Here is a 24,012-nt window from a genome sequence, read left to right on the forward strand (position 1 = left end):
AACCATGCGAAAACACCTTTTTACGGCGCGCGCAGGTTGGACCTTGGTGGAGCTGATGGTGGTGCTGGCCATCATCGGCATCCTGAGTGCGGTGGCCTGGCCCAGCTACAGCGAATATTTGCGCCGGGGCCACCGCACTGAGGCCCGCACGGGGCTTTTTCAGGCCGCGCAATGGCTGGAGCGTGCCGCGACGGCCAACGGCGTCTATCCGCTGGAGCTGCCCACCCAGCTTAGCTGGCAGGACCTGCCCGACAAGCGCTACACCATCGGCTTTGCCCAAGGCAACAGTGCTGCGCGCTATACCCTGGTGGCCACGCGCAGGCCCGGGGCGCAGCAGCAGGACCGCTGCGGCAACTACACGCTGACCCAGGACGGCCGGCAAGGCAATCTGCAGCTGGCGCAGGGCAGCAGCACGGCCGATTGCTGGCGCTGATCTGCAGCGCAGGTCACCGCATGCTGCGCATGCAGACGCTTATTGCGCGCTCCAGCGGTCGTTCCAGCTGCGCAGCTCCTGCATGTCGCGGCGGTCTTTCTTGGTGGGGCGGCCGGCTTGCAGGCTGTTGGCGGGCTCGGGCGCCAGGCGGCGCTGCTCGCTGAGCACTTCGCGCTGGCGGATGCTGTCGGCTGTTTCCTCGTACATCTGCTGGGCCACCGGGGCCGGGCCGCGTGTCGCCGCCATGCCCAGCACGGCTACGGTGCGCGGTGTCTGCGCCTGCAGCAGCTCGACGGTGTCCTGCGCGCGCACTTCCTTGGAGGGTTTGGCCACCGTGCCATTGACCTTCACATGGCCCTTGTGGATGGCCTCGACGGCAATCGCGCGGGTTTTGTAAAAGCGGGCGCACCACAGCCATTTGTCGATGCGCATCGTGGGAGTCTGTTCGGTCTCAGTGTGGGCCATCTTCGGCGGGTGGTTGGACATTCGGTTTGAACTCTACTACAGCATCGAAACCTTGGACAAGCCCCTGGTGCAGGCGGTTGTGCAAGGACAGGCGCGCGCCCAGCGCGGTGACGATGGAGTGGCAGATCGCCAGGCCCAGGCCCGAGCCGTCGCGCAGGTTGCCGCTGACAAATGGCTCGGTCAGGCGCGCCTGCATCTCGGCGCTGACGCCTGGGCCCCAGTCGCTGATGCGCAAGGTGGCTGCCGGGCCTTGCTGCACCAGCTGCAGCAGCAGTGGTGCGTCGGGCGGCGAATGCTGGATCGCATTGTGCAAAAGGTTGCGCACCAGCTCGCGCAGCATCCAGGGATGGGCGGCCAGCAGCACCTCGTCGCTTTGCAGCTCGAACTGCAGGTTCTTGTCGGCCAGCAGCGGCGACAGCTCAATCACCATGTCGCGCACGATGGCCGTCAGGTGGGCGGTCTGGGGGTGCTCGGACTGGTGCAGCTGCTCGACCTTGGCGAGCGACAGCATCTGGTTGGCCAGCAAGGTGGCGCGGTCCACGGTGGCGGCAATCTCGCGCAGCGCCTGCTCGGGCTCCACATCACCACGCTGGGCCGACTGCACCTGTACCTTGAGCACCGCCAGCGGCGTGCGCAGCTGGTGCGAGGCGTCGCGCACAAAGCGCTTTTGGTGCTGCACCAGGTGCGAGAGCCGCGCCATCACGCGATTGGTCGCATCGACCAGCGGCAGCACTTCCGAGGGCGTGGCCGCCGGGGTTTTGAGGGGCTGCAAGGCATGGTCGCTGCGCGCATTGAGCTGGTCGCTCAGCTGCAGGATGGGCAAGGTCGCGCGCCGCACCACGACTACCACCACGGCGGCAATGCAGCCAAACAGCAAGGCCTGCTGCACCAGCGTGCCCCAGAGAATGTCGCGCGCCAGCGATTCGCGGATCTCCAGCGTCTCTGCCACCTGGATCAGGGCCATGCCCCTGCCGGTGGCGCTGGCCACCGGCTGCAGCAGGGCGGCCATGCGCACCGGCATGCCCCGGAACTCGGCATTGTAGAAATCGACCAGTGCGGCATAGGGCGGCTGCTGGGCGATGCGCCCGCGCCAGATGGGCAGCTCGGCAAAGCCGCCGATGAGCTCGCCGCTCATGTTGGAGACGCGGTAGAACAGCCGCGACTGGTTATCGGCCTCGAAGGCCTCCAGCGCCGAATAGGGCACGGCCGAGTCGACAATCGCCAGGTCGTCATAACCGGCCACGGTCAGCTGCTCACCAATTACCTTGGCTGAAGCGAGCAGGCTGCGGTCGTAAGCGGTATTGATGGCCTGCAGCGACTGGCGGTAGAGGCTGCTGGTGTTGTAGATGATGAAGACCACCACCGGCAGCAGGATGCCCAGCAGCAGATTGCGGCGCAGCGAGCGTATGCGCGGCGCCTGGGATCGGCCGCTGGCCTTGCCGGTGTCAGGCGCCATCGGCGGCACCGGGCTTGAGCAGGTAGCCCAGGCCGCGCAAGGTCATCAGTTGCATATGCGTGGGCGCCAGCTTTTTGCGCAGGCGGTAGGCCACCACTTCCACCGCTTCGAGCTGCACATCGCTCTCGCCGGCAAAGACGGCGCTGAACAAACGCTCCTTGGTCACGGCCTGGCCCATAGGTTGGCTCAGCACGCGCAGAAATGCCACTTCGCGTGGCGTCAGCTCAAACAGCGTGCCGCGCCAGTAAAACGATTCGGAGGCCTTGTCATAGCGCAGCGCCATGCCGGAGGGGGGCGCGGCCGGCGCGGCGGGTTCGGCCACCAGTGGCTGCGCGCGCCGCACCAGCGCGCGGATACGGGCTTCGAGCTCGTCCAGGTCAAAGGGCTTGGCCAGGTAGTCATCGGCGCCTGAGTTCAGGCCCAGAATGCGGTCGCCGACGGTGCCGCGTGCCGTCAGGATCAAGGTGGGGGCGGCCAGGCCTTCGCTGCGCGCCTGGGCGATGATCTCCAGCCCGTCCATTGTCGGCAGGCTCAGGTCCAGCACCACCACATCGGGCTCGAGCTTGCGCCAGGCCGGCAGCGCTGCACCGCCATCGGTGATGGGCGTGACCTCCATGCCCCGCCGGCGCAAGGTGCGCTGCAAGGTGGTCTGCATGGTGGGGTCGTCTTCGATCAGCAAGAGGTGCATGGCGGGAGTGTGCACCAATTCGCCAGCGCCTCCGGGCTCGGTGTTTTCCCTAGCTTCGGACGGCCTGGCTGACAGCCATTTGACAGCTAGCGCAGCGATGATGCAAGCACTAACAACACGATCAGGAGACAACCATGCGCCGTGATGCGTTCCTCAAATCCATGCTCGCTCTGGCTGCTGCCGGCAGCTTGCCCCTGCACGCCTTGGCCGCCACCAATGTCAAGATGCTGCTGCCCGCCAACCCTGGCGGCGGCTGGGATACGACTGGCCGCGCGCTGGGCAAGGCGCTGCAGGATGCCGGCGTGGCTGGCTCCGTCACCTATGACAACAAGGGCGGCGCGGCAGGCGCCATCGGCCTGGCGCAGTTCGTCAATGGCAGCAAGGGCGATCCCAACGCGATGATGGTGATGGGCGCGGTCATGCTGGGCGGCATCATCACCGGCAAGCCGCCGGTGGACCTGAACCAGGCCACCCCGCTGGCGCGCCTGACCAGCGAATACAACGTCTTTGTGCTGCCTGCCAACTCGCCCTACAAGACCATGGGCGAAGTGGTCGCCCAGCTCAAGAAGGACCCCGGCTCGATCAAATGGGGCGGCGGCTCGCGCGGCTCCACCGAGCACATTGCTGCGGCAATGATTGCCCGCGCCGTGGGTGTCGATCCAGCCAAGATCAACTATGTCGCCTTCCGGGGCGGCGGCGAGGCGATTGCTGCGGTGCTGGGTGGCAATGTCACCGTCGGGGGCAGCGGCTTTAGCGAGTTTGCCGAGTACATCGCCACCGGCAAGATGCGCCCGATCGCGGTCACCTCGGCCCAGCGCCTTGAAGGCTCGACCGTGCCCACGCTCAAGGAGCAGGGCATCGATGTGGAAATCGGCAACTGGCGCGGCGTCTATGGCGCGCCCGGCATCTCGGCCGACCAGCGCGCGCAGCTGATTGCGATGCTGGAAAAAGCCACCAAGAGCGCCAGCTGGGCCGAGTCGATGAAGAAGAACGACTGGACCTCGGCCTGGCTTGCCGGCGACGCCTTCAGCCAGTTCGTCACGGCAGAGTTCGCCAATCTCAAGGACACCATGACCCGCGCAGGCATGGTCTAAGCGCAGCAGGCATGGCCCCTGGCGGCCATGCCGCGCGCGTTGCGCTCTCTATAGCAACCCGCCCGAGGAACCGGCCTGGCCCGGTGCCCGGCTGGGCTGTTGCCGCCCGCAGGGCGGAGGGGCGCCACGGTCATCTTTTTCAGGAGTTTCGATATGAGCAACACCGCAGATTCTTCGGAGCCGGCCGCCAACGGCGCAGCCGCGCCTGCGCCAGAGGCTTTCGAGCATGCGCACACGCCGCGTACCACCTCGCAGCTGCTGGTCGGCATAGCGGTCTTGGTCATCGCCGGCCTGTTGTCCTGGGGTGCTTTGCACATCCCCTCGCAGGCGGGCTACAGCGGCGTGGGGCCGGATTTTCTGCCCTGGCTGTCGGCCAGCGTGCTGGGCCTGTGCGGCATCTGGCTGTGCTGGGAGGCCCTGACCGGCGGTTTTCACCACCTCGATGCCCCCGATGGCGCCCAGCATGGTGACTGGGGCGCGCTCACCTGGGTGTGCGCGGGGCTGCTGAGCAGCGCGGCGCTGATCACCACCTTGGGCTTCATTCTCAGCTGCACCTTGTGCTATGTGCTGGCCACGCAAGGACTGCGCCGCGCCACCGGCCAAACGCAGGCGGGCTCGTTCAAGACCATGGGCAAGGACCTGGTCACCGGCCTGCTGATTTCTGCGCCCGTGTTCTGGGCCTTTACCCAATTCCTGGCAATCAACTTGCCTGGACTGACCGAGACAGGGTGGCTGTGATGGAAATTTTCAATGCACTGATTCAAGGCTTCATGACGGCGGCCACGCCGGTGAACCTGCTCTGGGCGCTGGTGGGCTGCGCCCTGGGCACGGCGGTTGGCGTGCTGCCGGGCATTGGCCCTGCGGTGGCGGTGGCCATGCTGCTGCCCATCACTGCCAAGGTCGAGGTGACCGCCTCGATGATCTTCTTTGCCGGCATCTACTACGGCGCCATGTATGGCGGCTCGACCACCTCGATCCTGCTCAACACCCCGGGAGAGACAGCGAGCATGGTGACCGCGATGGAGGGCAACAAGATGGCCAAGAGCGGGCGCGCCGGTGCGGCGCTCGCGACCTCGGCCATCGGCTCCTTTGTGGCCGGCACGATTGCGACCGTGGTCGTGACCCTGTTTGCGCCCACCGTGGCCGAGTTTGCCGTGCGCCTGGGCCCGCCCGAGTATTTCATGCTGATGGTGCTGGCCTTCACCACAGTGAGCGCGGTGTTGGGCAAGAGCAGCCTGCGCGGTCTGACCGCCCTGTTCCTGGGCCTGGCCGTGGGTTGCATCGGCATGGACCAGATCACCGGTGCGGCGCGCTACACAATGGGCAAGCCCGAGCTGCTCGACGGCATCGACATCGTGCTGGTGGCCGTCGGCCTGTTCGCCGTGGCCGAGGTGCTGTACTTTGCGCTCTATGAGGCCAAGACCCGCGATACGCAAAACACCATGGGCCGCGTGCACATGACACGCCGCGACTGGAAGCGCTCGGTGCCCGCCTGGATCCGTGGCACGGTCATCGGCACGCCCTTTGGCTGCATCCCTGCAGGTGGCACCGAGATCCCGACCTTTCTGAGCTATGCGGCCGAGAAGAAGCTGGCCAAGGGCGACGACAAGGCCGAGTTCGGCACGAGCGGCGCCATCGAAGGCGTGGCCGGCCCCGAGGCCGCCAACAATGCGACGGTGACGGCGGCGCTGATTCCGCTGCTGACCCTGGGCATTCCCACCAGCAACACCACGGCCGTGCTGCTGGGCGCATTCCAGAACTACGGCATCAACCCCGGCCCGCAGCTCTTTACCAGCTCGGCCACGCTGGTGTGGGCGCTGATTGCCTCGCTCTACATCGGTAATGTGATGCTGCTGGTGCTGAACCTGCCGATGGTGGGCATGTGGGTCAAGCTGCTCAAGATCCCCAAGCCGCAGCTGTACGCCGGCATTCTGATCTTCGCCACCGTTGGGGCCTACGGCATGCGCCAGAGCACCTTCGATCTGTTCCTGCTGCTGGGCATTGGCGTGCTGGGCGTGGTGATGCGGCGGTTTGACTTCCCTACCGCGCCGGTGGTCGTCGGCATGATCCTGGGGCCGTTGGCCGAGGCTCAGATGCGCAACGCGGTCGCCATTGGCGAGGGCAGCTGGACCATCTTCCTGCAGCGCCCCATGTCACTGACTCTGATCATCATCGTGCTGGCGGTGCTGATCGTTCCCCGGGTTCTGAAGTGGATGGGCCACAAAAAGGCGCTGCAGGCTGCAGCGGCCTGATGCCCGGCGCTGGCAATGCATCCTTCTCTTGGCACCCTGCGGGGTGCCTTTTTTATGGCGTTCGCTGCGCGAGCGTTCTAAAGCTGCAACACTGTATTGCCCATTTGCGGGCTAGGCAGCAGCTATTGCATGGCCTACCATCCATGCATCAAAAACTGTCGCTGCGCCTGCAGCATATGAGCGGCTTGTCTCCATGGATCTGATTGTCGCCCTGGTGCGCGAATACGGCATTGGCATCGTCTTTCTCAATGTGCTGATCGAGCAATTGGGCGCGCCCATTCCTGCCTATCCGGTGCTGATGGTGACCGGCGCCATCCATGGCCATTCGCTGGCGCAGCAGTTGCTGCTGATTGCAGTGGCCGTGCTGGCGGCGCTGATCGCCGATAGCGTCTGGTATGCCATGGGGCGGCGCTATGGCCGGCGTGTGCTTGCCAGGGTGTGCAAGGTCTCGCTCTCGCCCGATTCCTGCGTGCAGAACACCGAATCGCTCTATGGCCGCTGGGGTGCCAAGTCGCTGCTGATTGCCAAGTTTGTGCCCGGCTTTGCATCGATTGCCAGTGCGCTGGCCGGGGCCGTGGGCACGACGCCCGCCCGTTTTGTGCTGTTCGATGGAATAGGCGCGCTGCTGTGGGTGGGCTCGGCCGTGCTGCTGGGGGGGCTGTTCAGTTCCACGGTCGAGGACCTGTTGGCGGTGCTCGCGCAACTGGGCCAGTGGGGCTTGCTGCTGCTGGGGCTGGCGTTTGCCATTTTTATCGCGCGCCGCTGGTGGAGCCGGCGCCAGGTGATCCGTTCGCTGCGCATGGAGCGGCTCACGGTCGACGAACTCAATGACATGCTGGGCGGCGGCGATCTGCCTGTCATCCTTGATGTGCGTGCCGGCACCGCGTTCGAGGCATCGCATATTCCCGGGGCGCATTCCTATGACCCGCATGCCAGGGGGGCGCGGCTGCCGGCCATCGATCCCGACGCTGCGGTGATCGTGTACTGCGCCTGCCCCAATGAGGTCTCGGCAGCCCGTATTGCCCAGCTGCTGCGCCGCGCGGGCATCCAGCGGGTGCGGCCGCTGCTGGGCGGCATCGATGCCTGGATCGATGCGGGCTACCAGGTGCATGGCAAGAGCGCTGCCCCGGCCTTATAAGCCGAGCTTTATAAGCAGAGGAAGGCCAGCGCCGCAATGGCCGTCGGCAGCAAGGCGCCCAGCAGCAGGCCGCCAATGCTGATGGTTGCGTTGCTGAAGCCGTGCTTGAGCAGCGCCACACCGGCAGGGTTGGGCGCATTGGCGATCACCGTCAGGCCCCCGCCGGCGACGGCACCGGCCATCAGCATGTACTTGGCCGCATCGCTCATGCCTTCGATCTGCGAGCCCAGGTAGGTGAGGGCGGCGTTGTCGGTGATGGCGGTCAGCCCCAGCGCACCAAAGAACAGCGCGAGCGGCACCATGCTGGCCACCAGTGGCTGCAGCCACCAGCTTTGCAGGCCGCCCAGCACCACCAGGCCCGCCAGGAAAAAGCCCACCAGCAGCGCCTCCTTGAGGATCAGCGGGCTTTGGTACCTGGCATAGGCATGGGTGTAGCCCAGAAACAGCAGAAATACGCCCAGGAACAGCACCGGATGGTGGGCCAGCACCACCACGGCCGCCAGCAAGGCCGCATGCACGGCCACCACGCCCAGCGGCATGGACGCTTGCGCATCGCCGCTTTGCGGTGCTGCCGTCAGATGGCCGCGCATGCACCAGGTCGCAATGCTGGCGTTGATCAAGACGGCAATCACCGCTTTCCAGCCAAAGTGGCTCAGCATGAAGGCGCTGTCCCAGCCCCAGGTCGCAGCGACCATCAGCACCGGCGGCGCTGCGTAGGAGGTGAGCGTGCCGCCAATGGAGATATTGACGAAGAGCACACCCAGCGCCAGGTACTTGAGGCGGGTGGGCATCAGAGGGGTGAACACCAGCGGCGCCAGGGTCAGTGCGGCAATGGTCATCGCGGCCGGCTCGGTGATCAGCGAGCCCATCAGCGGCACGGCGGCCAGGCCCAGCCAGGCCAGGCTCAGGGCCGTGGGCAGCGGCGTGGCGCGGGCCAGCGCCGCCAGGGTGCGCTGCACCGTCATCACGATGGGGCGGGAGGCGGCCATGACCATGACGACAAAGACAAACAGGGGCTCGGTGTAGTTGCGCGATTCGGCGTAATCCACCGCCTGGGCCGGCCCGCTGGCAAACGCCATGACGCCGATCAGCACCATGGCCCAGAAACCGAAGACGATCTCGACCTCGCCCAGCAGATGGAAGACGCCCGCATGGCGCGGGTAGCGGTGCGACAGGCGCTCGAACTGCTTGGCAAGAAAGGTGTGGGCCAGCGCGATGGCAAAAATGCCAGCTGCCAAATGCTCGATGGCAAACATGGTGTGCTCCGATGCGAAGCATGCAGCCGTTTGCAGGCCATTGGGCGCGCACGGGGGTGTCAGCGCCCCGCAGGCCAAACGGTGCAGGCAACAGGGTTCCAGCGAGGCGGCCCGACCTTCGCTAACAACCTGCCGCTACACCCTATGTGACGACACCCAAGCCTTCTATTTTACAAAAAAATAATCAGTGATGGGTTTTCAATGTCTTTTTGCAGACGCTGAACAGCTTCTCAGGTCGGCGGGTTGCGGCGCTTGCTGCGCAGCCACCAGGCCGCGATCAACGAGAACAGCACGATCACCCCCACCAGCAGCCAAAAGCCCATCGGGTCCTGGCTGAGCGGGATGCCGCCCACATTCATGCCGAACAGGCCAGCCATCATGTTCACCGGCAGGGCCAGCACGGTGATCATCGTCAGCGTGTAGAGCGAGCGGTTGGTGTCTTCGTTGATGCCGGCGGCAATCTCTTCTTGCAGCAGCTTGATGCGCTCTTCGAGCGACTGCATGTCGCGCAGAAAAACGGAGAACTCTTCGCTGGCCGCGCGCAGCGCATGCAGGTCCTCGTCCAGCATCCACTGCGGGGGCATCTGCAGCAGGCGGAACATCGCCGAGGGCTCGGGCGCGAGCAGGCGCTTCAAGCGCACCAGCAGGCGGCGCAGCGCACCCAGCTGGCGCGGCTGCATGCGCGTGCGCCCGCCCAGCATGGTGTCCTCGATCTGGTCGACGCGCTGGGTCACATCGCGCACGATGCGCACCAGCACATCGGCCTGGGCGCGCAGCAGGCGTTCGAGCAGCTGGGGGCTGGAGCCGGGCGTGTCGCCCTGGCGAATCTGCTGGCGCAGCGCATCGACCGAGCGCAGCGGGTGGGCCCGGGCCGATAACACCCACTGGGGCGAGGCCTGGATCCACATCGTGTGGATATCGCTGGACTCGAACTGGAAGTCGAAATCGATGTCGTTGATGACGGCCAGCAGCGCGTCATCCATGCGCTCGATACGGGTTGAGGCCAGGCCATCGCGCAGCGCCTCAAAGTACTGCTCATCGAGCGCCGCATACTGCTGCAGCCAGCGCAGGCAGTGGGCATGCGAGAGGTTGAAATGCAGCCAGACAAAGCCGGTGCTGCTGGGCGGTGCGGCCAGCCAGGCCTGCGCTTGCTCGGCGGTCAGCGCCGTGGCGGGGCCCTGGCCGTCAAAGGCATAGCCCCAGATCAGGCCGCTGTTGTCATGGGGGGAGATCAGCGGGGCCGTATCAGGCTCGCGCGGCAGGGGTTCAGTCAAGATAGCACTCCGGGGACGGGCGGATGCCCCGCGCCAAACCCCGTATTTTTGGCAGCTACCGTGACTGTTTCATGACAAAGCCATGACGCGCGCGGGCGTGCTCAGTCGGGCATCGAGCAGTGGCCGCCGCTGGCATGCTGGCCCGAGCCCGCGGCGATCAGCGGCGCCTCGTAGCGCAGGTCCACGGGCTGGCTGTGGACGTAATCCCAGGCGATGAAGGCGACCAGCAGCAGCCAGAAGCTGCTGCGCAAAAGGGTGGTGTTCATGTGCGGCTCCTCGCGCTTAAAAACCAAAATGGCGGCGAATGCGCAGCCCGAAGATCGTGCCGGCAAAGGCGAGCGGCACCCAGATCCAGCCATGGATGCTGCCGGTGCTGATGCCAGACAGCATCGCGCCCACATTGCAGCCAAAGGCCAGGCGCGAGCTGTAGCCCAGCACCAGGCCGGCGACCAGGGCCACCAGCCACTGCGTGCCGGTCAGCGCCTTGGCAGCAGTCGGCTTGCCCGCAGCAATCCACAGCGCACCGGCCAGAATGCCGATGTTGGTGATGCTGGTGATGTCCAGCAGCACGGTCTCGTGCAGGCGCTGGGCATTGCCCGGCTGGCTCCAGAACCAGTTGCCCGCCAGGTCCACGATGCCGGCGCCATTGGCCACCTTGGCGGCCCAGAGGCCAAAGCCATAGACCACGCCCCAGGGCTGGCCGGCAATCACCAGGTTCAAGGTGGCGAAGATGGCCAGGCCAATGGCGCCCATCACCCACTTGCGCTGCCACAGGCCGGGCATGCTGCGCTGCTGCGCGGCATGGGCCTTGGCGCAATAGGCCTTGACCGCAAAGCCGATGACAGCCAGCGCCGCCAAGGTGGCGAGCAGCGCAGGCAGCCAGCCCCAGGTGCTGACCAGGCCGACTGCCGGCATGCGGCCCAGGTCCAGCCACCAGCCCAGGTGCAGCGACCCTAAGAAGCTGCCAATCGCAAACATCGGCAGGATGGCCGTGTTCATCGGGATGCCCATGCCCGCCTTGTACAAGGTGCCGCTGCCGCAGCCGTCAGCAATCTGCATGCACAGGCCAAACACAAAGGCGCCCACCAGCAGGCTGATGCTGGGCGGGCCCAGCGCGGCCGTCAGCTCCGGGTAGTGGCCCAGCAGCGGCATGGCCATCGCGGCGGCCAGTGCCAGCAGCAGCAGCTGGCCAAACACGCCGCGTGGGTCCTTGTCCTCGACCAGCATGCGCCAGCCGGTGGTAAAGCCAAAGCGCTGGCCAGCCAGGATGGCACCCAGGCCGATGCCGACCAGGAACAGCGCCGCCTGGCGCAGCGATACCGACCACAGCAGCCAGCCAAAAAAGGCCGCCATCAGGATCGACAGGGGAAGTCGTTTCATCACGATCACCGTTGAGAGTCAATACAACAAAAAGCTGCCAGCGCTTCTGCAGAAGTGCTGGCAGCCAAAGAACCGGGTCCGGCTTATTTGAACTTGCGCTGCCACCATTGCTTGGCGTCATAGGCCAGCGATTCGGCGCGGCCGGGCTGGTTCTCCATCGCCGGGGCGTCGGGCTGCTGGGTCCAGTCCACCATCGAGCCGGCATACAGCTTGACATTGGGCAGGCCGGCCATCTCGCTCAGGCCAAACCAGTCGGTAGCGGCCCAGTGGCCGGTATTGCAGAAGGCGACGGTGTCCTGGCCGTCCTTGCGGCTGACCTTCTGCGCAATCTGCCGAGCGGTGGCCGGGTCCACAAACTGGGCCGTGCCCTTGACGAACCACTGGTTGAAATCGAGCTGTTGCGCGCCGGGCAGGGTGCCCGAGAGCTTGGCCGCTGGCGCGCGGGTCTTGCCCTGGTAGAACGCATCGGGGCGGGAATCGACCAGCGCGGCATTGCTCAGGTCGACATGGGAGCGCACCTGGTCGCGCGTGGCGATCAGGCTCTCGTCCAGCACGGGCTGGTAGCTGCTGGCCTGCACCTGGGGCGTCTCGGTGCTGACGGGTTGGCCCTCGGCCACCCAGGTCTTCATGCCACCGTTGACGATGGACAGGTCCTTCAAGCCCAGCACCTTCAGGCTCCAGTAGACACGCGCCATCGCACCAAAATCGGTGGCATCGGCGCCGGTCGATACCACGACGGCATGCGTGGCAGGGGTCAGGCCCAGCGACTGCACCAAGGCCGTGAGCTTGGGCAGATCGGGCAGCTCACCGGGGTTGGTGGCCGGGCCGCGCCACTTGCCATAGGGCGCGTTGAGCGCGCCGGGAATATGGCCTTCGGTATAGAGCTTGGGCTCGCGGATATCGATGACGACAGGCGCGGCCGCGCTTTGTTGGGCGCTGGCCAACTCGGCCGGGCTCAAAAGGGGCTGGGCGGCATGGGCTGCCGTGAGCCAACTGCTGGCAAACAGGGCGCTGGCCACAGCCAGCTGGCGAAAGGTTGTCATGGCAATAGCGTGTGGGGGCAAATCAATGGGCCTATTGTCCCGCGATTGCGGTCTGCAAGCATGCTATGCGCGGATTGAATATATGGCGGTAAGGTTATATGCTCCCAGGGAATATGGATGGTGCTGCACCAACCCCTGCCTGTGTTAGACCCACAGGCCGGCGCGAAAGCCGCGCGCCGCGTAATAGGACTGCACGCCATTGTGGTAGGTGAACACGCGCTCATAGCGCCGGTCGCCAAACAGCGCGCCACCCAGGCGCCGCATCTCGTCAGGCGTGGCCAGCCAGCTGGAGGTCTTGCCGTCAAACGCGCCCAGGGTCTGCAGATGGCGGTACTGCGCCTCGTCCAGCAGCTGCACACCCATCGCATCGGCCATGCCCTGCGCACTGCCTGCGGGTTTGTTTTCCTTGCGCGCGGCCAGCGCCTCTTCGTCAAAGCACAGGCTGCGCCGCCCCGTGGGGCTTTCGGCGGCGCAATCGGCAAACAGCAGCTGGCCGCTGGCGCTGTCCTGCAAGATCACGTCGGGCTCGCCGCCGGTCGCCTCCATCTGGGCCAGCGCCTGGTGGGCGGCCGTGTTCTTGTCCAGGCGCTGTAGCACCAGGGCCCAGTCCAGCGACGGGTGGCGGGCGGAGTGGGCCTCAAAGCGGGCTTGGAGTACGGCGATCAATGCCTGCAGTTCGGTCTTGTTCATGGCTGTCAAATCCTTGTCAAGCGGCTGCCACTTTTGCGCACTTCTACAATCGGCGCAAGCTTTTTTAAGGATTACCAGCGGCGGCACCCTGCCGCCGCTCTGCATTATGGATATTGTTGTCAACGAAGAACTCAAGGCCTACATCGACCCACTGACCCCGGACGAGCATGCCTCGCTGGAGCGCAGCATTCTGGCCGAAGGCTGCCGCGATGCGCTGGTGCTCTGGGGCAATGTACTGGTCGATGGCCACAACCGCTACGGCATCTGCCAAAAGCATGGCCTGCCTTTCAACACGGTGCAGAACACCCAGTTCCAGTCGATGCAGGATGTCTACCTGTGGATGATTGACCAGCACCTGGGGCGCCGCAGCGTCTCCGATTTTCAGCGTGGCGTGCTGGCACTGCGCAAGCGCGAGATTCTGGAGCACCGCAAGCTGGAGAAGGCCCACCCGGTGCCCGCGCAACAGGCCGAAGGCGAGGCGCCAGCCGTCAGCAATGCCGATGATGCGTTCTCGCCGGTCGATGCGGCCGAGCTGGAAAAAGTAGCCACGCGCGAGGCGATTGCCAAGGCGGCGCGCTTGTCGAGCAGCCAGGTTGCGCAAATCGAGAAGATCCAGAAAAGCGCCGCGCCTGCGCTGGTCGAGGCTTTGAAGGCCGGCGATATCTCCATCAACGCCGCGGCCGTGGTCGCGACCCTGCCGCACGAAGAGCAGCAGGCCGCTGCCCAAGGCGGCAAGGATGGCTTGAAGCAGGTGGTCAAGCAGGTGCGCGAAGCCAAGCGCAAGCCCAAGGAAGAGGCGCCCGAGTCCGCCGAGCCGGCCAGCGCCCCCTCGGCCGCGCATGGCGCCGAGGCGGTAGATGCTGCGCTGGACAAGGCCCAGCAGCAGATCAGCGACTTGCGCGCCCGCGTGCAGGCGCTGGAGCTGGAAAACGCCCAGCTGCGCCTGCAGCTGGCGGCAGCGTCGTCACAGGACCTGCCCGTCCCGGACGAAGCCTGAACGACCCAGCGCTCAATCCAGCGGCGGGCGCTTGACGGGCTTGGGCATTTGCCGTTGGCGCGCCCGTTGGGCACGGGGCCGCGCCGCATCGGCACGCTGGCAGGCCAGGCGGTACTGCAGCAAGGTCGCCTCGGCCGCCTGTAGCACGGCGATCGGCAGGCGCTGTGCTTCTTCCACCGCGTGCGCGGCGTTGGCGGGCAGCTCGCACTGGCCCGTCAGCAAGGCCAGGCCCTGGCCCACATGCTCGGCCGTGTAGACATGGAACTGCCCGGCCTCGACGGCCTGCACCACGCGCTCGGCCAGCATCAGGTGGCGCTGGTTGCGCGCCGGGATCAGCACCCCATGGCTGCCGTCCAGGCCCTGCGCGGCGCAAAGGTCAAACCAGCCTTCGATCTTTTCATTGAGGCCACCCACCGGCAGCACCTCGCCATGCTGGTTGAGCGCGCCGGTCACCCCGATGCTCTGGCGCAGCGGCATGCCCGACAGCGATGACAGCAGCGCGTAGAGCTCGGCGCAGCTGGCAGAGTCGCCCTCGACACCGCTGTATTCCTGCTCGAACACCACCGAGGCATTGAGCGCCAGCGGGGCCAGGTGGCCAAACAAGGCTGTCAGATAGCCCTGCAAAATCAGCACGCCCTTGTCGTGGATGGGGCCGGACATGGCCACCTCGCGCTCGATGTTCATCACCCCTTCCTGGCCGGCATGGGTGCGCGCGCTGATGCGCACCGGCAGGCCAAAACGGTGGTCACCGGTGTCGATCTGCGAGAGCCCATTGATCTGGCCGACCTGGCTGCCGGCAAACGAGATCAGGTGCTCGCCGTCGGTGATGGCGGCATGCAGGTCCTGCTCCATCGCGTTGTGGCGCAGGCGCTGGGCGGCCAAGGCGGCCTCCACATCGGCGGCCTGCACCAGGCGGTGCTGGCCCGATGGCTGGCCGGATTGCCGGGCGCGCTGGGCGCTCTCCAGCAGCAGGGCTTCGAGCTGGTTCAAGCGGCCGCTTTGGCGCTGCTGGTCATCGGCCTCCCGGTGGGATTGCTCCAGCAGCCGGGCGACTGCGCCGGCGTCGCAGTGCGGCATCTGGTAGAGCTTGCAGCGCTGCGCCATCAGCGCCGCAGTGGCGCGGTAGGTGGCGAGCGAGGCCTGGAACTGGTCGGCAAAATCGACCTTGACGCGAAAGCGCCGGGCCATGTCCGGGTCGCTCTCCTGCAGCTGGTAGTAGGCCTCTTCGGAGCCGACCAGCACCAGCTTGAAGTTCAGCGCCAAGAGCTCGGGCAGCATCGCGCCGCTGCTGCTGGGGCCTTGCGCGGCATGCGCATCCTCAATGCGCAGCTGGCGCGTGCGCAGCACCCGGCGCAAGGCCTGCCAGCTGTCTTCGTCGCCCAGCAGATCGCGCAGGTGCAGCATCAAGAAGCCGCCATCGGCGCGCAGCACGCTGCCCGCGCGGATGCAGGAGAAATCGCTGCGGCGCTCGTCGTCTTCCGGCGGGTCGATGGTGCCAAACAGGTTGCGCAGGCTGGGCTGGTCCTCCAGCACCACAGGGGCATGGGCCTCGCCATGGTGGTCCACGATCAGGTTGAGCTGGCTGAGCGCGCGCAGCGCCTTGCGCTTGGCCTCCAGCAGGGCGCGGGCATCGTCGCGTGCGTCCTGGCTTTCGCCTTCGCCCTCGATGCTGTCGGTCTGGTCGAGCAGCGCATCGGCGTCTTGCGCAATGCTGCCCGGCACCCACAGCGCCATGTTCTTGAGCCACTCGGCCTGCATCTGCGACAGCCAGCGCTGCAAGGTGGCCCCATGCTCGGCGCTGGGCGTCAGGCCATCGAGCACCTGCGCGGATGCAGCCTGCCACAGCGGCGTGGCCAGCGATTGGTAGAACAGGTTGAGCGCCGCATCGCGCGCCATCTGTGCCTGCCGCACCAGGCCGCGGAACTGCGCCAGCTGCACACGCAGCTGGTATTCCAGATCTTCGGCGGGTGCCGTGGCACTGGGGGCGTCTGCGCCATCCTCGCCTTCTTGCTCTGCGCCTTCGCCAGGAGACAGCAGCAGGGCCGGGTCGGCCTCGGTGTCGGCTGGGGGCTGAGAGTCGCTTTGCAGCGCTGGCGGCAGCTGATTGGCGTCAGCGGCGGACGGCTCCTGCAGCCGCTCTGCGGCAGTCAACGCAGCAGGCGCATCGGCAGCGGGCTGTCCGGCGTCCGGGCATCCGGCATCCCCTGGGCCGGCAGGGCCGCTGTCCTGGCTCTCGACCACCAGCTGGCCCTCTTCACGGCGGATGCGCAGCCCGGAGCCCTGGGCCCAGTCGTGCAGCGTGCCAAAAGCGGCCTCTTCGGCCTGGCGGGCCTGGTTGTAGAGCTGCTCGATCTGGCTGCGGTGCTGCGCTTGCTGCACGGCCTTGTCGAGCTGCTCGGGCAGCTTGTCCACCATGGCCTCGATGCGGCGGCGCAGGCTGCGGCCCTGGCCGGCGGGCAGGCGCAGCGCCTGGGGACGCTCGGGCACGGCAAAGTTGTGCACAAAGGCGATGTCCTGCGCGGCGGGGCGGCGCTGTGCCTCGGCCTGCATGGCCTGGCGCAGCAGCGAGGTGCGGCCGCTGCCTTCTTCGCCCAGCACAAACAGGTGGTAGTCGGGCGGGTCCATCGCCAGGCCAAACTCGGCCGCCGCCTGCGCGCGCTGCTGGCCGATCCAGGAGAAGGGCTCCTGCACCAGTTCGGCCGTGCTGGCAAAGCCGAGTTGGGCCGGGTCAATGCGCAGGCGCAGCTCGTGGGCCTGCAGCAGCTCGGCGCAGAGCAAGGAGGCGGCAGGTGGGGAAGGGGTCAATGGCGTGTCGGACAAGGGAATCTTTTTTGGAAGGCGACAGGCGCGCGGGGCGCCAGGGGCCTTGTGGTGGGTCAATGTGGCTGTCTGGGCAAGGCGAAAGCGCTGCGTTACAGCGCCAGCCGCATGATGTGCTGTGGGCCGTAGCCGCCGCCCAGGTACAGCTCGCCGGTGTCTGCAAAACCGCACTGGCGGTACAGCGGGATGGCGGCGGCGTTCTTGCAGTTCACCGTCAGGAACACGGCTGTGGCGGCCATGCCTTGCGCCTGCAGGTAGGCGGGCAGCGCCTGCAGGCTGCGCTTGGCCAGGCCCATGCCCTGAAAGCGCTGGTCGACAAAGAAGCTGCGCAGGCCCACGCTGTCCGCCGAGGCAAAGGGGTAGCGCTGCGCGTAGTCCTGGTCGATTAGGAAAAAGCCGGCAATCTGCTCGCCATGGCCGATCAGGTGGGCGCTGAGCCCCGGGTGGAGCTCGGCCAGCGTCTGGGCCATTGGCGCGACATAGGGCTGCTGCGCCTCGTGCAGGGACAGGGCCAGCACGCGCTCGCGCTGCTCGGGCCGGTAAGTGGTGAGGAGGGTCATAGGCTACGGTCTCGGGCAGCGTGGGCGGGTGTTGTGCGGGTGGGCCGCTCAGCGCGGCTGGGGCGGCGGGGCGCTGGTGTCCCAGCCTTGCAGGTGCTGCAGGGCCAGCTCGCGCAGCGCCTGGATCCAGCGGGGCTGGTCGTTCAAGCAGGCAATGTAGTCGAACTGCTGGCCGCCTGCATGGACAAAGGCTTCGCGCACCTCCTGGTTGATCTCCTCGAGCGTCTCCAGGCAATCGGCGGGAAAGCCCGGGCACATCACCTGCACATGGCGCAGGCCTTGCTGGGCCAGCGCGATCAGGCTGGGCTCGGTATAGGGCTCCAGCCATTTGGCCTTGCCAAAGCGCGACTGGAAGGTCAGCAGGTACTCGCTCTCGGCCAGGCCTAGCTCGGCGGCCAGCAGGCGGGCCGTCTCCTGCGATTGCTGCTGGTAGGGGTCGCCCAGGCGCACATTGCGCTCAGGAATGCCGTGGAAGCTCATCACCAGCTTGGGCGCGCGGCCATCCATCTGCCACTGCTTCCGCACGCTCTGCGCGAGCGCCTGGATATAGCCCGGGTCGCGCTGGTAGCTGCGCACAAAGCGGATCTCGGGGATGTCGCGCGCGCTGGCGCACCAGGCGTTGACCGCATCGACCACGCTGGCCGTGGTGGTGGCCGAATACTGCGGGTACAGCGGCAGCACCAGCACACGGCGCACGCCCTCGGCCTTGAAGGCATCGAGCTGGCGGGCAATCGAGGGGTTGCCATAGCGCATCGCCGGCCGCACCAGCACCTGGTGGCCCGCTTCGCCCAGGCTGCCGCGCAGCAGTTTGGCCTGCTTGTCGGTCCAGACGGCCAGCGGCGAGCCCTCGGGCATCCAGATGCTGCGGTACTTGGCGGCCGACTTGGCCGGCCGGGTGCGCAAAATGACGCCATGCAGTATCGGCTTCCAGACCAGCGGCGGGATCTCGACGACGCGCTGGTCGCTCAGAAACTCGGCCAGGTAGCGGCGCGTGGCCGCTGTGGTGGGCGCATCGGGTGTGCCCAGGTTGCACAGCAGGATGCCGGTTCGGTCAGGGAGGGGTTGGCCAAGGGGCTCGGGTCGAAAGCGTGAAACCATGGCTAGGATTGTCGCAGCTTGGCGGCCGGCCCCGGTGCATACCCCTGGGCGCAGCGGGCCCGCGCGCGCTTGTCGGGCTGCGGACGGCTGCGGCGCGCCAGGCGGCCGCGATCCGCTATGCTGGGCGCCATGCTCGATCTCTCCCGAATCCGTGCCATCAGCCTTGACCTGGATGACACCCTCTGGCCCGTGCTGCCCACCTTGAAGGCGGCCGAGGCCGCACAGCACGCATTTTTGCTGGACCATGCCCCTGCCACTGCGGCGCTGCTGCAGGACGCGGCCGAGGCCCAGCGCATCCGCCAGTCGGTGCGCGATGACTTTGTACACCTGGCGCATGACATGACGCATTTCCGCCAGCAGTTCATCCGCCGCGCGCTGCAGCAAAGCGGTGGCGATGAAGCGCTGGTCGAGGCCGTTTTTGCCCAGTTCTTTGCGGCCCGCAACCGCGTGACCTGGTTTGCCGAAGTCGAGGATGCGCTGGTTTGGCTCTCCTCGCGCTACCCGCTGGTCGCCGTCTCCAACGGCAATGCGCAGCTGGACCTGGTGGGCCTGTCGCCCTGGTTTGTGGCCAGCACCAGCGCGCGCGAGGTGGGGGTGGCCAAGCCCGATCCGCGCATTTTTGCCGCTGCTGCCGAGCGCGCAGGTATCGATCTGCCGGCCTTTTTGCATGTGGGCGACGACGCCGAGCTGGATGTGCAAGGCGCGCTGGCCTGCGGCATGCAGGCCGCCTGGGTGCAGCGCCAGGAGCTGGACCACCACCAGCGCAGCGAAGCAGGCCTGGCCTTGCGCTGGCCCTTGAGCAGCCCCCCGCCCCAGGCGCTGGTGCGCAATCTGACCGAGCTGTGTGATCTGCTGGGGCGGCGCGCTGCCTGACAGCTCGGTAGCGCCACGGCGGTGATTGCTGCACCCACTGCAGCTATCTATTGTATGGCGCACTATTTATCCGTATCCATGCAGGCTCTAAGCTGGCGCCATCGACAAAACCGCAAGGAGTGATAGATGGCGCAAGTGATTCGTTTGGCAGCGGCCGGTGGCCCGGAATGCATGCAACTGCAGCAGCTGGATGTGGCCGCACCCGGCCCGGGGGAGGTCCTGCTCGCGCAGGAGGCGGTGGGCGTGAACCCGCTCGATGTGCTGCAGCGCAAGGGCATAGCGCCCATCCCGCTGCCATCGGGCCTGGGTCTGGAGGGCGCGGGCACCGTGCTGGCGCTGGGCGCCGGGGTGAGCCAGGTGGCGGTGGGCGACCGGGTGGCCTATGCCACCGGCCCCTTGGGCGCCTATGCCAGCGAGCGCCTCTACCCGGCCGAGCGCCTGGTCAAGCTGCCCGATAGCATCAGCGCCGAGCAGGCCGCCGCCGTGCTGTTCAAAGGCATTACCGCGCAGTACCTGCTGACGAGCACCTATGCCGTCGGCCCGGGCACCGTTGTGCTGCTCTATGGCGCATCGGGCGGTGTGGGCCAGCTGATGGCCTCCTGGGCCAAGCACCTGGGCGCCACCGTCATCGGCGTGGTCTCCAAACCGCAAAGCCAGGCGCGGGCGCTGGCTGCCGGTTGCGACCAGGCGCTGGTGTTCGATCCCCAGACCCTGGCCGCCCAACTGCGCGAGGCCACTGCCGGGCGCATGGCCGATGTGGTCTATGACGGCCTGGGCAAGCTGTCGTTTGCCGCATCGCTGGACTGCCTGCGCCCACGGGGCCTGATGGTGTCCTTTGGCGCCACCACCGGCGCGCCGCCCGCCGTCGAAATGGGCACGCTCAACGCCAAGGGCTCGCTCTACATCACCCGCCCCTCACTGGCCGCGCACACTGCCTCGGCGGCCGAGTACCAGCAGCGCGCCACTGCCGTGCTGCAGGCAGTGGCGCAAGGCATCCTCCAACCGGCCATTGGGCGCCGCTATGCGCTCGCCGACGTGGCTGCCGCCCATGCCGATCTGGAAGCGGGGCAGACACAGGGGGCGGTGGTGCTGCTGCCTTGAAGCCAGGCGGCTTGTATGGCGGCATGGCCGCCCAGGCAAGGGCCGCCACCGCGTCTTCGTCTATAGTGCGGACACCAACCACTCCGCCAGCGACCATGCCCCTGCTCGACAGCCAACACGCCGATGAACTCAGCGCCTTGCTGGCGGTGTTCGATGCCGGCTCGTTTGTCGCAGCGGCCGCGCAGTTGCAGCGCCACCCGACGGTGCTGTCGCGCCGGCTGAGCGCGCTGGAGGCGCGGCTGGGGATTCGGCTGCTGGAGCGCTCCACGCGCCAGCTGCGGTTTACCAGCGAGGGCCAGCATTTTGTGGCCCAGGTGCGCGAGGCGATGGCCTTGCTGGAACAGGCCCAGCGCCAGGCCAGCGAGGCCGCGGCGGTGGTGCGCGGGTCGCTGCGGCTGTCGCTGCCGGCCAGCATGGGGCGGCGCTGGCTCAGCCCCATGGTGGCGGGGTTTGCCAAGGCCCACCCGCAGGTGGTGCTGGATGTGGAGTATGCCGAGCGCTTTGTCGACATCATCGGGGAGCGTTTTGATGCCGCGATCCGTATCGGCTCGCTGGCCGACAGCAGCCTGGTGGCGACCCGGCTGTGTGACCACCGGCGCCTGGTCTGCGCCGCGCCCAGCTATCTGGCAGCGCAAGGCTGGCCGCAAACGCCGCAGGACCTGGCCAGCCACCGCTGCCTGGGTTTTACCGGGCTGCGCAGCTACCCGCAGTGGCAGTTCTCGCGCGCGGGGGAATCCTGCACGGTCAGCATCCGCGCCAGCATGGTGAGCAATGACAACGAGGCCTTGCTGGTCGCCGCGCGCCAAGGGCTGGGCATCATTGCGGGCGGCGACTGGTTGCTGGGCCCCGAGGTGGCAGCGGGCCATCTGCAGGAGGTGCTGCCGCAGTGGCAACTGCAGGCCGATGCCGGCATTTACCTGGTGCGGCCTTCCAGCCAGTGGCGCAGTGCCGCATCCAGCGCCTTGCGCGACTGGGTGATGGCGCATTTTGCGCAGGGCGCGCCCTGGCGCCAGCCAGAAGGCGCTGCTTGAGGAAGGGTCAGGCCAGCGCGTGGGCGGCGGCAATGCCGCTGCGCACGGCGCCTTCCAAGGTCGCGGGGTAGGGCCCGTCGATATAGTCGCCGCAGGCCAGCAGACCGGGTGCAATGGCCATGCCAGGGCGCTGCAGCCCAGGCGTGCAGGCAAAGGTGGCGCGCTTTTCCACAATGGTTTTGAGGGGCTGCAAGGCCAGGCCCAACTGGGCCTGTGCCTGGGCGATGACCTGCTGCTCGATCTCGGCGCGGTCGCCCTCGCTAGTACTGATGACAAAGGCCAGCAGGCCCGCCGGGTCACCCAGCTGGGCGCGGTCGAACACAAACTGCGCGGGCTGCAAAGGGCTGCTCTTTAGCGCCAGCCAGGGCGCAGTCAGGCTGTGGCCCTGGGCGTTGGGGGCCGGGTTCCAGGCGTAGACGGTGGCAATGGCGGTGTGTGCCAGGCGCTGGGCGTCGTCGGCCCAGGCCTGAGCCTCTGCCTGCTCGGGCGCTGACGGATCGGCAAAGGCCGCTTGCACCAGGCGCGCGGCCTCCCAGGCCGGGCAGGCCAGCAGAATCTGGTCATAACGCTGGCCGTTGACCCGCCAGCCGGACTCGGACCTGGCCAGCTGTTGCACCCGACCGCTCAGGTGGCAGTCATGGCCCCGGGCTTGCAGCCAGCTGGCGGCAGCATCGGGGAAGAGCCTGCCAAGGTCCACCAGCGGTAGCCAGAAATGCGAGCCTTTGTGGGTGGCAAACAGGCTGTCTTGCAGCACGCGCAGAAAGACCTGGCCGCTGGCTTCGTGCAGGGGCGTGTTCAGCGCCGAGATGCACAGCGGGTCAAAGAACTCTGCGAGCAGGCGCTGGGGCAGACCGGCGCAGAGATCGGCCACGCTGGCCTGCGGTGCGCAGCGAAAACCCTGGCGTTGCCAGGCGGCGGCGCGGCGCAGCAGTTGCAGGCGTTCGATCAGCGACCAGCCCCTGGCCGTGGCAATGCCGATCAGCGCATCCCAGGGCGGGGCGGTATCGGGAAACTGAATGCCCCGGCCGTCGGGGTAGCGCATGGCCAGTGGTCGCTTGATAAAGGACGCATCGGTGCTGACACCCACCCGCTCCATCAGCGCGCGGCAGGCGGTGTAGGCACCAATCAGAATGTGCTGGCCGTTGTCGATGGTGATCTCGTCGCCGCCGGGCAAGGCCAAGGCCAGACCGCGCGCGCGGCCGCCCCAGTGGGCGGAGGATTCCCAGACCGTCACCTGGTGGGCGCTGACCGCAGCGAGCTCGACGGCAGCGGCCATGCCGGCCCAGCCGCCGCCGATCACGGCGATACGTTGGCTGCGGTCCACTTACATGCGGCCCAGCGCTTGCATGCGCCAGGCCAGCCAGAGCTTGCGCAGGGGAGTCAGGCTCACGCGCTGGTGCAGCACCTGGAACTTGTCCTGCTCGATCTCGCGCAGCAAGGTGCGGTAGATGCTGGCCATCATCAGCCCGGGCTTTTGCGCGCGGTAATCGGCCTGCGGCAGCAGGGTCAGCGCCTCGTCATAGAGCTGGTGGGCGCGCTGGGCCTGAAAGCGCATCAGCGCTTCGAACCGGTCCGAGTACTTGCGGTTGAGCACCTCATGCGCCTTGACATCGAACTGCTGGAGCTCATTGACGGGCAGGTAGATGCGGCCGCGCATCGCGTCCTCGCCCACATCGCGAATGATGTTGGTGAGCTGGAACGCCAGGCCCAACTTGTGGGCGTACTGCGTGGTTTGCGGGCTGGTCTGGCCAAAGATGCGGGCTGCCACCTCGCCCACCACGCCTGCCACCAGGTGGCAGTAGCGCTGCAGGCCGGGAAAATCCAGATAGCGGGTTTGCTCCAGGTCCATCTGGCAGCCTTCGATCACCGCCAGCAGGTGCTCGGCCTGGATGGAGAAGGCGCTGGCATGGGGCATCAGTGCCTGCATGACCGGGTGGCTGGGCTGGCCGGCAAAGCTCTTGCGCACTTCGCTCTGCCACCAGGCCAGCTTGGTCGCTGCCACGCCCGGGTCGCTTACCTCGTCGACCACATCGTCGACCTCTCTGCAAAAGGCGTAGAAGGCGGTGATCGCTGCACGCCGGTCTTTGGGCAGGAAGAGGAAGGCATAGTAAAAGCTGCTGCCGGAGGCTGCGGCCTTGTTTTGAACATACTGCTGGGGCGTGGTCATAAGCGCCGTATTGTCCCATGGGCCGGATGCCCGGGAAGAGTACCCCAGCGACAGAGATGCAAGTCATCACGGCGCCTTGCCTGGCCTCCCTGTGAGCCCGAGCAAACCGGGCTGCACTGCCCCGATGGCGGGGGTGAGTGCTTGCACAGCTTTGTTGACAATGCCTGCCGGAGTGGCTGGGGTGCGAATAAAAGGG

Annotated in this window: 23 protein-coding genes; 9 read left to right on the top strand and 14 right to left on the bottom strand. The window is 66.9% G+C overall.

What is annotated here, in order from left to right:
* Positions 1-4 precede the first annotated feature (4 nt).
* A complete protein-coding gene (locus tag F0Q04_RS08360; RefSeq protein ID WP_182345153.1) occupies positions 5-433 on the top strand; it encodes a type IV pilin protein in 429 nt (142 codons plus the stop codon).
* A gap of 39 nt (positions 434-472) precedes the next feature.
* Here the strand turns inward: F0Q04_RS08360 and F0Q04_RS08365 are convergent, their stop codons facing one another.
* From F0Q04_RS08365 to F0Q04_RS08375, 3 genes are read right to left on the bottom strand one after another with little or no spacing between them, the layout of a single operon-like run.
* Positions 473-919, bottom strand: coding sequence for an RNA-binding S4 domain-containing protein (locus F0Q04_RS08365; protein WP_116924799.1), 447 nt, complete (start codon positions 917-919; stop codon positions 473-475).
* Entirely contained in the window at positions 885-2,354 is a 1,470-nt protein-coding gene (locus F0Q04_RS08370; RefSeq protein WP_182345154.1) for a sensor histidine kinase, read from the bottom strand. The genes F0Q04_RS08365 and F0Q04_RS08370 overlap by 35 nt, the downstream gene beginning before the upstream one ends.
* Positions 2,344-3,042, bottom strand: a complete 699-nt coding sequence (locus tag F0Q04_RS08375) for a response regulator transcription factor (protein WP_116924801.1) — start codon at positions 3,040-3,042, stop codon at positions 2,344-2,346. Before F0Q04_RS08375 ends, F0Q04_RS08370 begins: the two co-directional genes overlap by 11 nt.
* Before the next feature lie 134 nt (positions 3,043-3,176).
* Between F0Q04_RS08375 and F0Q04_RS08380 the strand changes: the two genes are divergently transcribed.
* The 4 genes from F0Q04_RS08380 to F0Q04_RS08395 all read left to right on the top strand — a co-directional run bounded on the left by F0Q04_RS08380 (position 3,177) and on the right by F0Q04_RS08395 (position 7,526).
* Entirely contained in the window at positions 3,177-4,136 is a 960-nt protein-coding gene (locus F0Q04_RS08380) for a Bug family tripartite tricarboxylate transporter substrate binding protein (RefSeq protein ID WP_182345155.1), read from the top strand.
* 153 nt (positions 4,137-4,289) lie between these two features.
* The gene (locus F0Q04_RS08385) at positions 4,290-4,874 is read left to right on the top strand and encodes a tripartite tricarboxylate transporter TctB family protein (protein WP_182345156.1); all 585 of its coding nucleotides are present in this window, start codon (positions 4,290-4,292) and stop codon (positions 4,872-4,874) included.
* On the top strand, positions 4,874-6,388 hold the full coding sequence (locus tag F0Q04_RS08390) for a tripartite tricarboxylate transporter permease (RefSeq protein ID WP_116924804.1): 1,515 nt from the start codon (positions 4,874-4,876) through the stop codon (positions 6,386-6,388). Before F0Q04_RS08385 ends, F0Q04_RS08390 begins: the two co-directional genes overlap by 1 nt.
* A 193-nt stretch (positions 6,389-6,581) precedes the next feature.
* Entirely contained in the window at positions 6,582-7,526 is a 945-nt protein-coding gene (locus F0Q04_RS08395) for a DedA family protein/thiosulfate sulfurtransferase GlpE (protein WP_116924805.1), read from the top strand.
* 8 nt (positions 7,527-7,534) lie between these two features.
* On the opposite strand, the gene F0Q04_RS08400 is transcribed toward F0Q04_RS08395, so the two are convergent.
* The 6 genes from F0Q04_RS08400 to F0Q04_RS08425 form a co-directional block, all read right to left on the bottom strand.
* Positions 7,535-8,782, bottom strand: a complete 1,248-nt coding sequence (locus tag F0Q04_RS08400) for a putative Na+/H+ antiporter (RefSeq protein ID WP_182345157.1) — start codon at positions 8,780-8,782, stop codon at positions 7,535-7,537.
* 230 nt (positions 8,783-9,012) lie between these two features.
* Complete coding sequence (locus tag F0Q04_RS08405; RefSeq protein WP_232539552.1) at positions 9,013-10,056, bottom strand: transporter; 1,044 nt, start codon at positions 10,054-10,056, stop codon at positions 9,013-9,015.
* A gap of 101 nt (positions 10,057-10,157) precedes the next feature.
* Positions 10,158-10,322 carry a hypothetical protein gene (locus F0Q04_RS08410; RefSeq protein ID WP_021026986.1) on the bottom strand — a complete coding sequence of 55 codons (165 nt, stop codon included), beginning with the start codon at positions 10,320-10,322 and terminating at the stop codon, positions 10,158-10,160.
* A gap of 16 nt (positions 10,323-10,338) precedes the next feature.
* Complete coding sequence (locus tag F0Q04_RS08415; RefSeq protein ID WP_182345158.1) at positions 10,339-11,436, bottom strand: YeeE/YedE thiosulfate transporter family protein; 1,098 nt, start codon at positions 11,434-11,436, stop codon at positions 10,339-10,341.
* Between the two features lie 83 nt (positions 11,437-11,519).
* A complete protein-coding gene (locus F0Q04_RS08420; RefSeq protein ID WP_116924808.1) occupies positions 11,520-12,479 on the bottom strand; it encodes a sulfurtransferase in 960 nt (319 codons plus the stop codon).
* Positions 12,480-12,623: 144 nt separating this feature from the next.
* The gene (locus tag F0Q04_RS08425; RefSeq protein WP_182345159.1) at positions 12,624-13,169 is read right to left on the bottom strand and encodes a DUF4256 domain-containing protein; all 546 of its coding nucleotides are present in this window, start codon (positions 13,167-13,169) and stop codon (positions 12,624-12,626) included.
* Positions 13,170-13,275: 106 nt separating this feature from the next.
* Between F0Q04_RS08425 and F0Q04_RS08430 the strand changes: the two genes are divergently transcribed.
* The gene (locus F0Q04_RS08430) at positions 13,276-14,166 is read left to right on the top strand and encodes a plasmid replication/partition related protein (protein WP_116924810.1); all 891 of its coding nucleotides are present in this window, start codon (positions 13,276-13,278) and stop codon (positions 14,164-14,166) included.
* Between the two features lie 12 nt (positions 14,167-14,178).
* Here the strand turns inward: F0Q04_RS08430 and F0Q04_RS08435 are convergent, their stop codons facing one another.
* The 3 genes from F0Q04_RS08435 to hemH form a co-directional block, all read right to left on the bottom strand.
* On the bottom strand, positions 14,179-16,986 hold the full coding sequence (locus F0Q04_RS08435; RefSeq protein WP_182345160.1) for an ATP-binding protein: 2,808 nt from the start codon (positions 16,984-16,986) through the stop codon (positions 14,179-14,181).
* 92 nt (positions 16,987-17,078) lie between these two features.
* Positions 17,079-17,546 (bottom strand): GNAT family N-acetyltransferase, encoded by a 468-nt coding sequence (locus tag F0Q04_RS08440; protein WP_182345161.1) that lies wholly within the window; start codon positions 17,544-17,546, stop codon positions 17,079-17,081.
* Positions 17,547-17,594: 48 nt separating this feature from the next.
* Positions 17,595-18,644: a ferrochelatase gene (gene hemH, locus F0Q04_RS08445; protein WP_182345162.1), complete on the bottom strand. Its 1,050-nt coding sequence runs from the start codon at positions 18,642-18,644 to the stop codon at positions 17,595-17,597.
* Positions 18,645-18,773: 129 nt separating this feature from the next.
* Between hemH and F0Q04_RS08450 the strand changes: the two genes are divergently transcribed.
* From F0Q04_RS08450 to F0Q04_RS08460, 3 genes are all read left to right on the top strand, one after another.
* Positions 18,774-19,517 carry an HAD-IA family hydrolase gene (locus F0Q04_RS08450; RefSeq protein WP_182345163.1) on the top strand — a complete coding sequence of 248 codons (744 nt, stop codon included), beginning with the start codon at positions 18,774-18,776 and terminating at the stop codon, positions 19,515-19,517.
* Between the two features lie 126 nt (positions 19,518-19,643).
* Positions 19,644-20,618, top strand: a complete 975-nt coding sequence (locus F0Q04_RS08455; protein ID WP_182345164.1) for a quinone oxidoreductase family protein — start codon at positions 19,644-19,646, stop codon at positions 20,616-20,618.
* A 95-nt stretch (positions 20,619-20,713) separates the two neighbouring features.
* On the top strand, positions 20,714-21,649 hold the full coding sequence (locus F0Q04_RS08460) for a LysR family transcriptional regulator (protein WP_116924815.1): 936 nt from the start codon (positions 20,714-20,716) through the stop codon (positions 21,647-21,649).
* Between the two features lie 7 nt (positions 21,650-21,656).
* Here the strand turns inward: F0Q04_RS08460 and hpnE are convergent, their stop codons facing one another.
* Both hpnE and hpnD read right to left on the bottom strand, forming a co-directional pair.
* Positions 21,657-22,973: a hydroxysqualene dehydroxylase HpnE gene (hpnE, locus tag F0Q04_RS08465; RefSeq protein WP_269780263.1), complete on the bottom strand. Its 1,317-nt coding sequence runs from the start codon at positions 22,971-22,973 to the stop codon at positions 21,657-21,659.
* The gene (gene hpnD / locus F0Q04_RS08470; protein WP_182345165.1) at positions 22,974-23,816 is read right to left on the bottom strand and encodes a presqualene diphosphate synthase HpnD; all 843 of its coding nucleotides are present in this window, start codon (positions 23,814-23,816) and stop codon (positions 22,974-22,976) included.
* Between the last annotated feature and the right edge of the window lie 196 nt (positions 23,817-24,012).

The organism is Comamonas koreensis (genome assembly GCF_014076495.1).
GTDB classification, from domain to species: Bacteria; Pseudomonadota; Gammaproteobacteria; order Burkholderiales; family Burkholderiaceae_C; genus Comamonas; species Comamonas squillarum.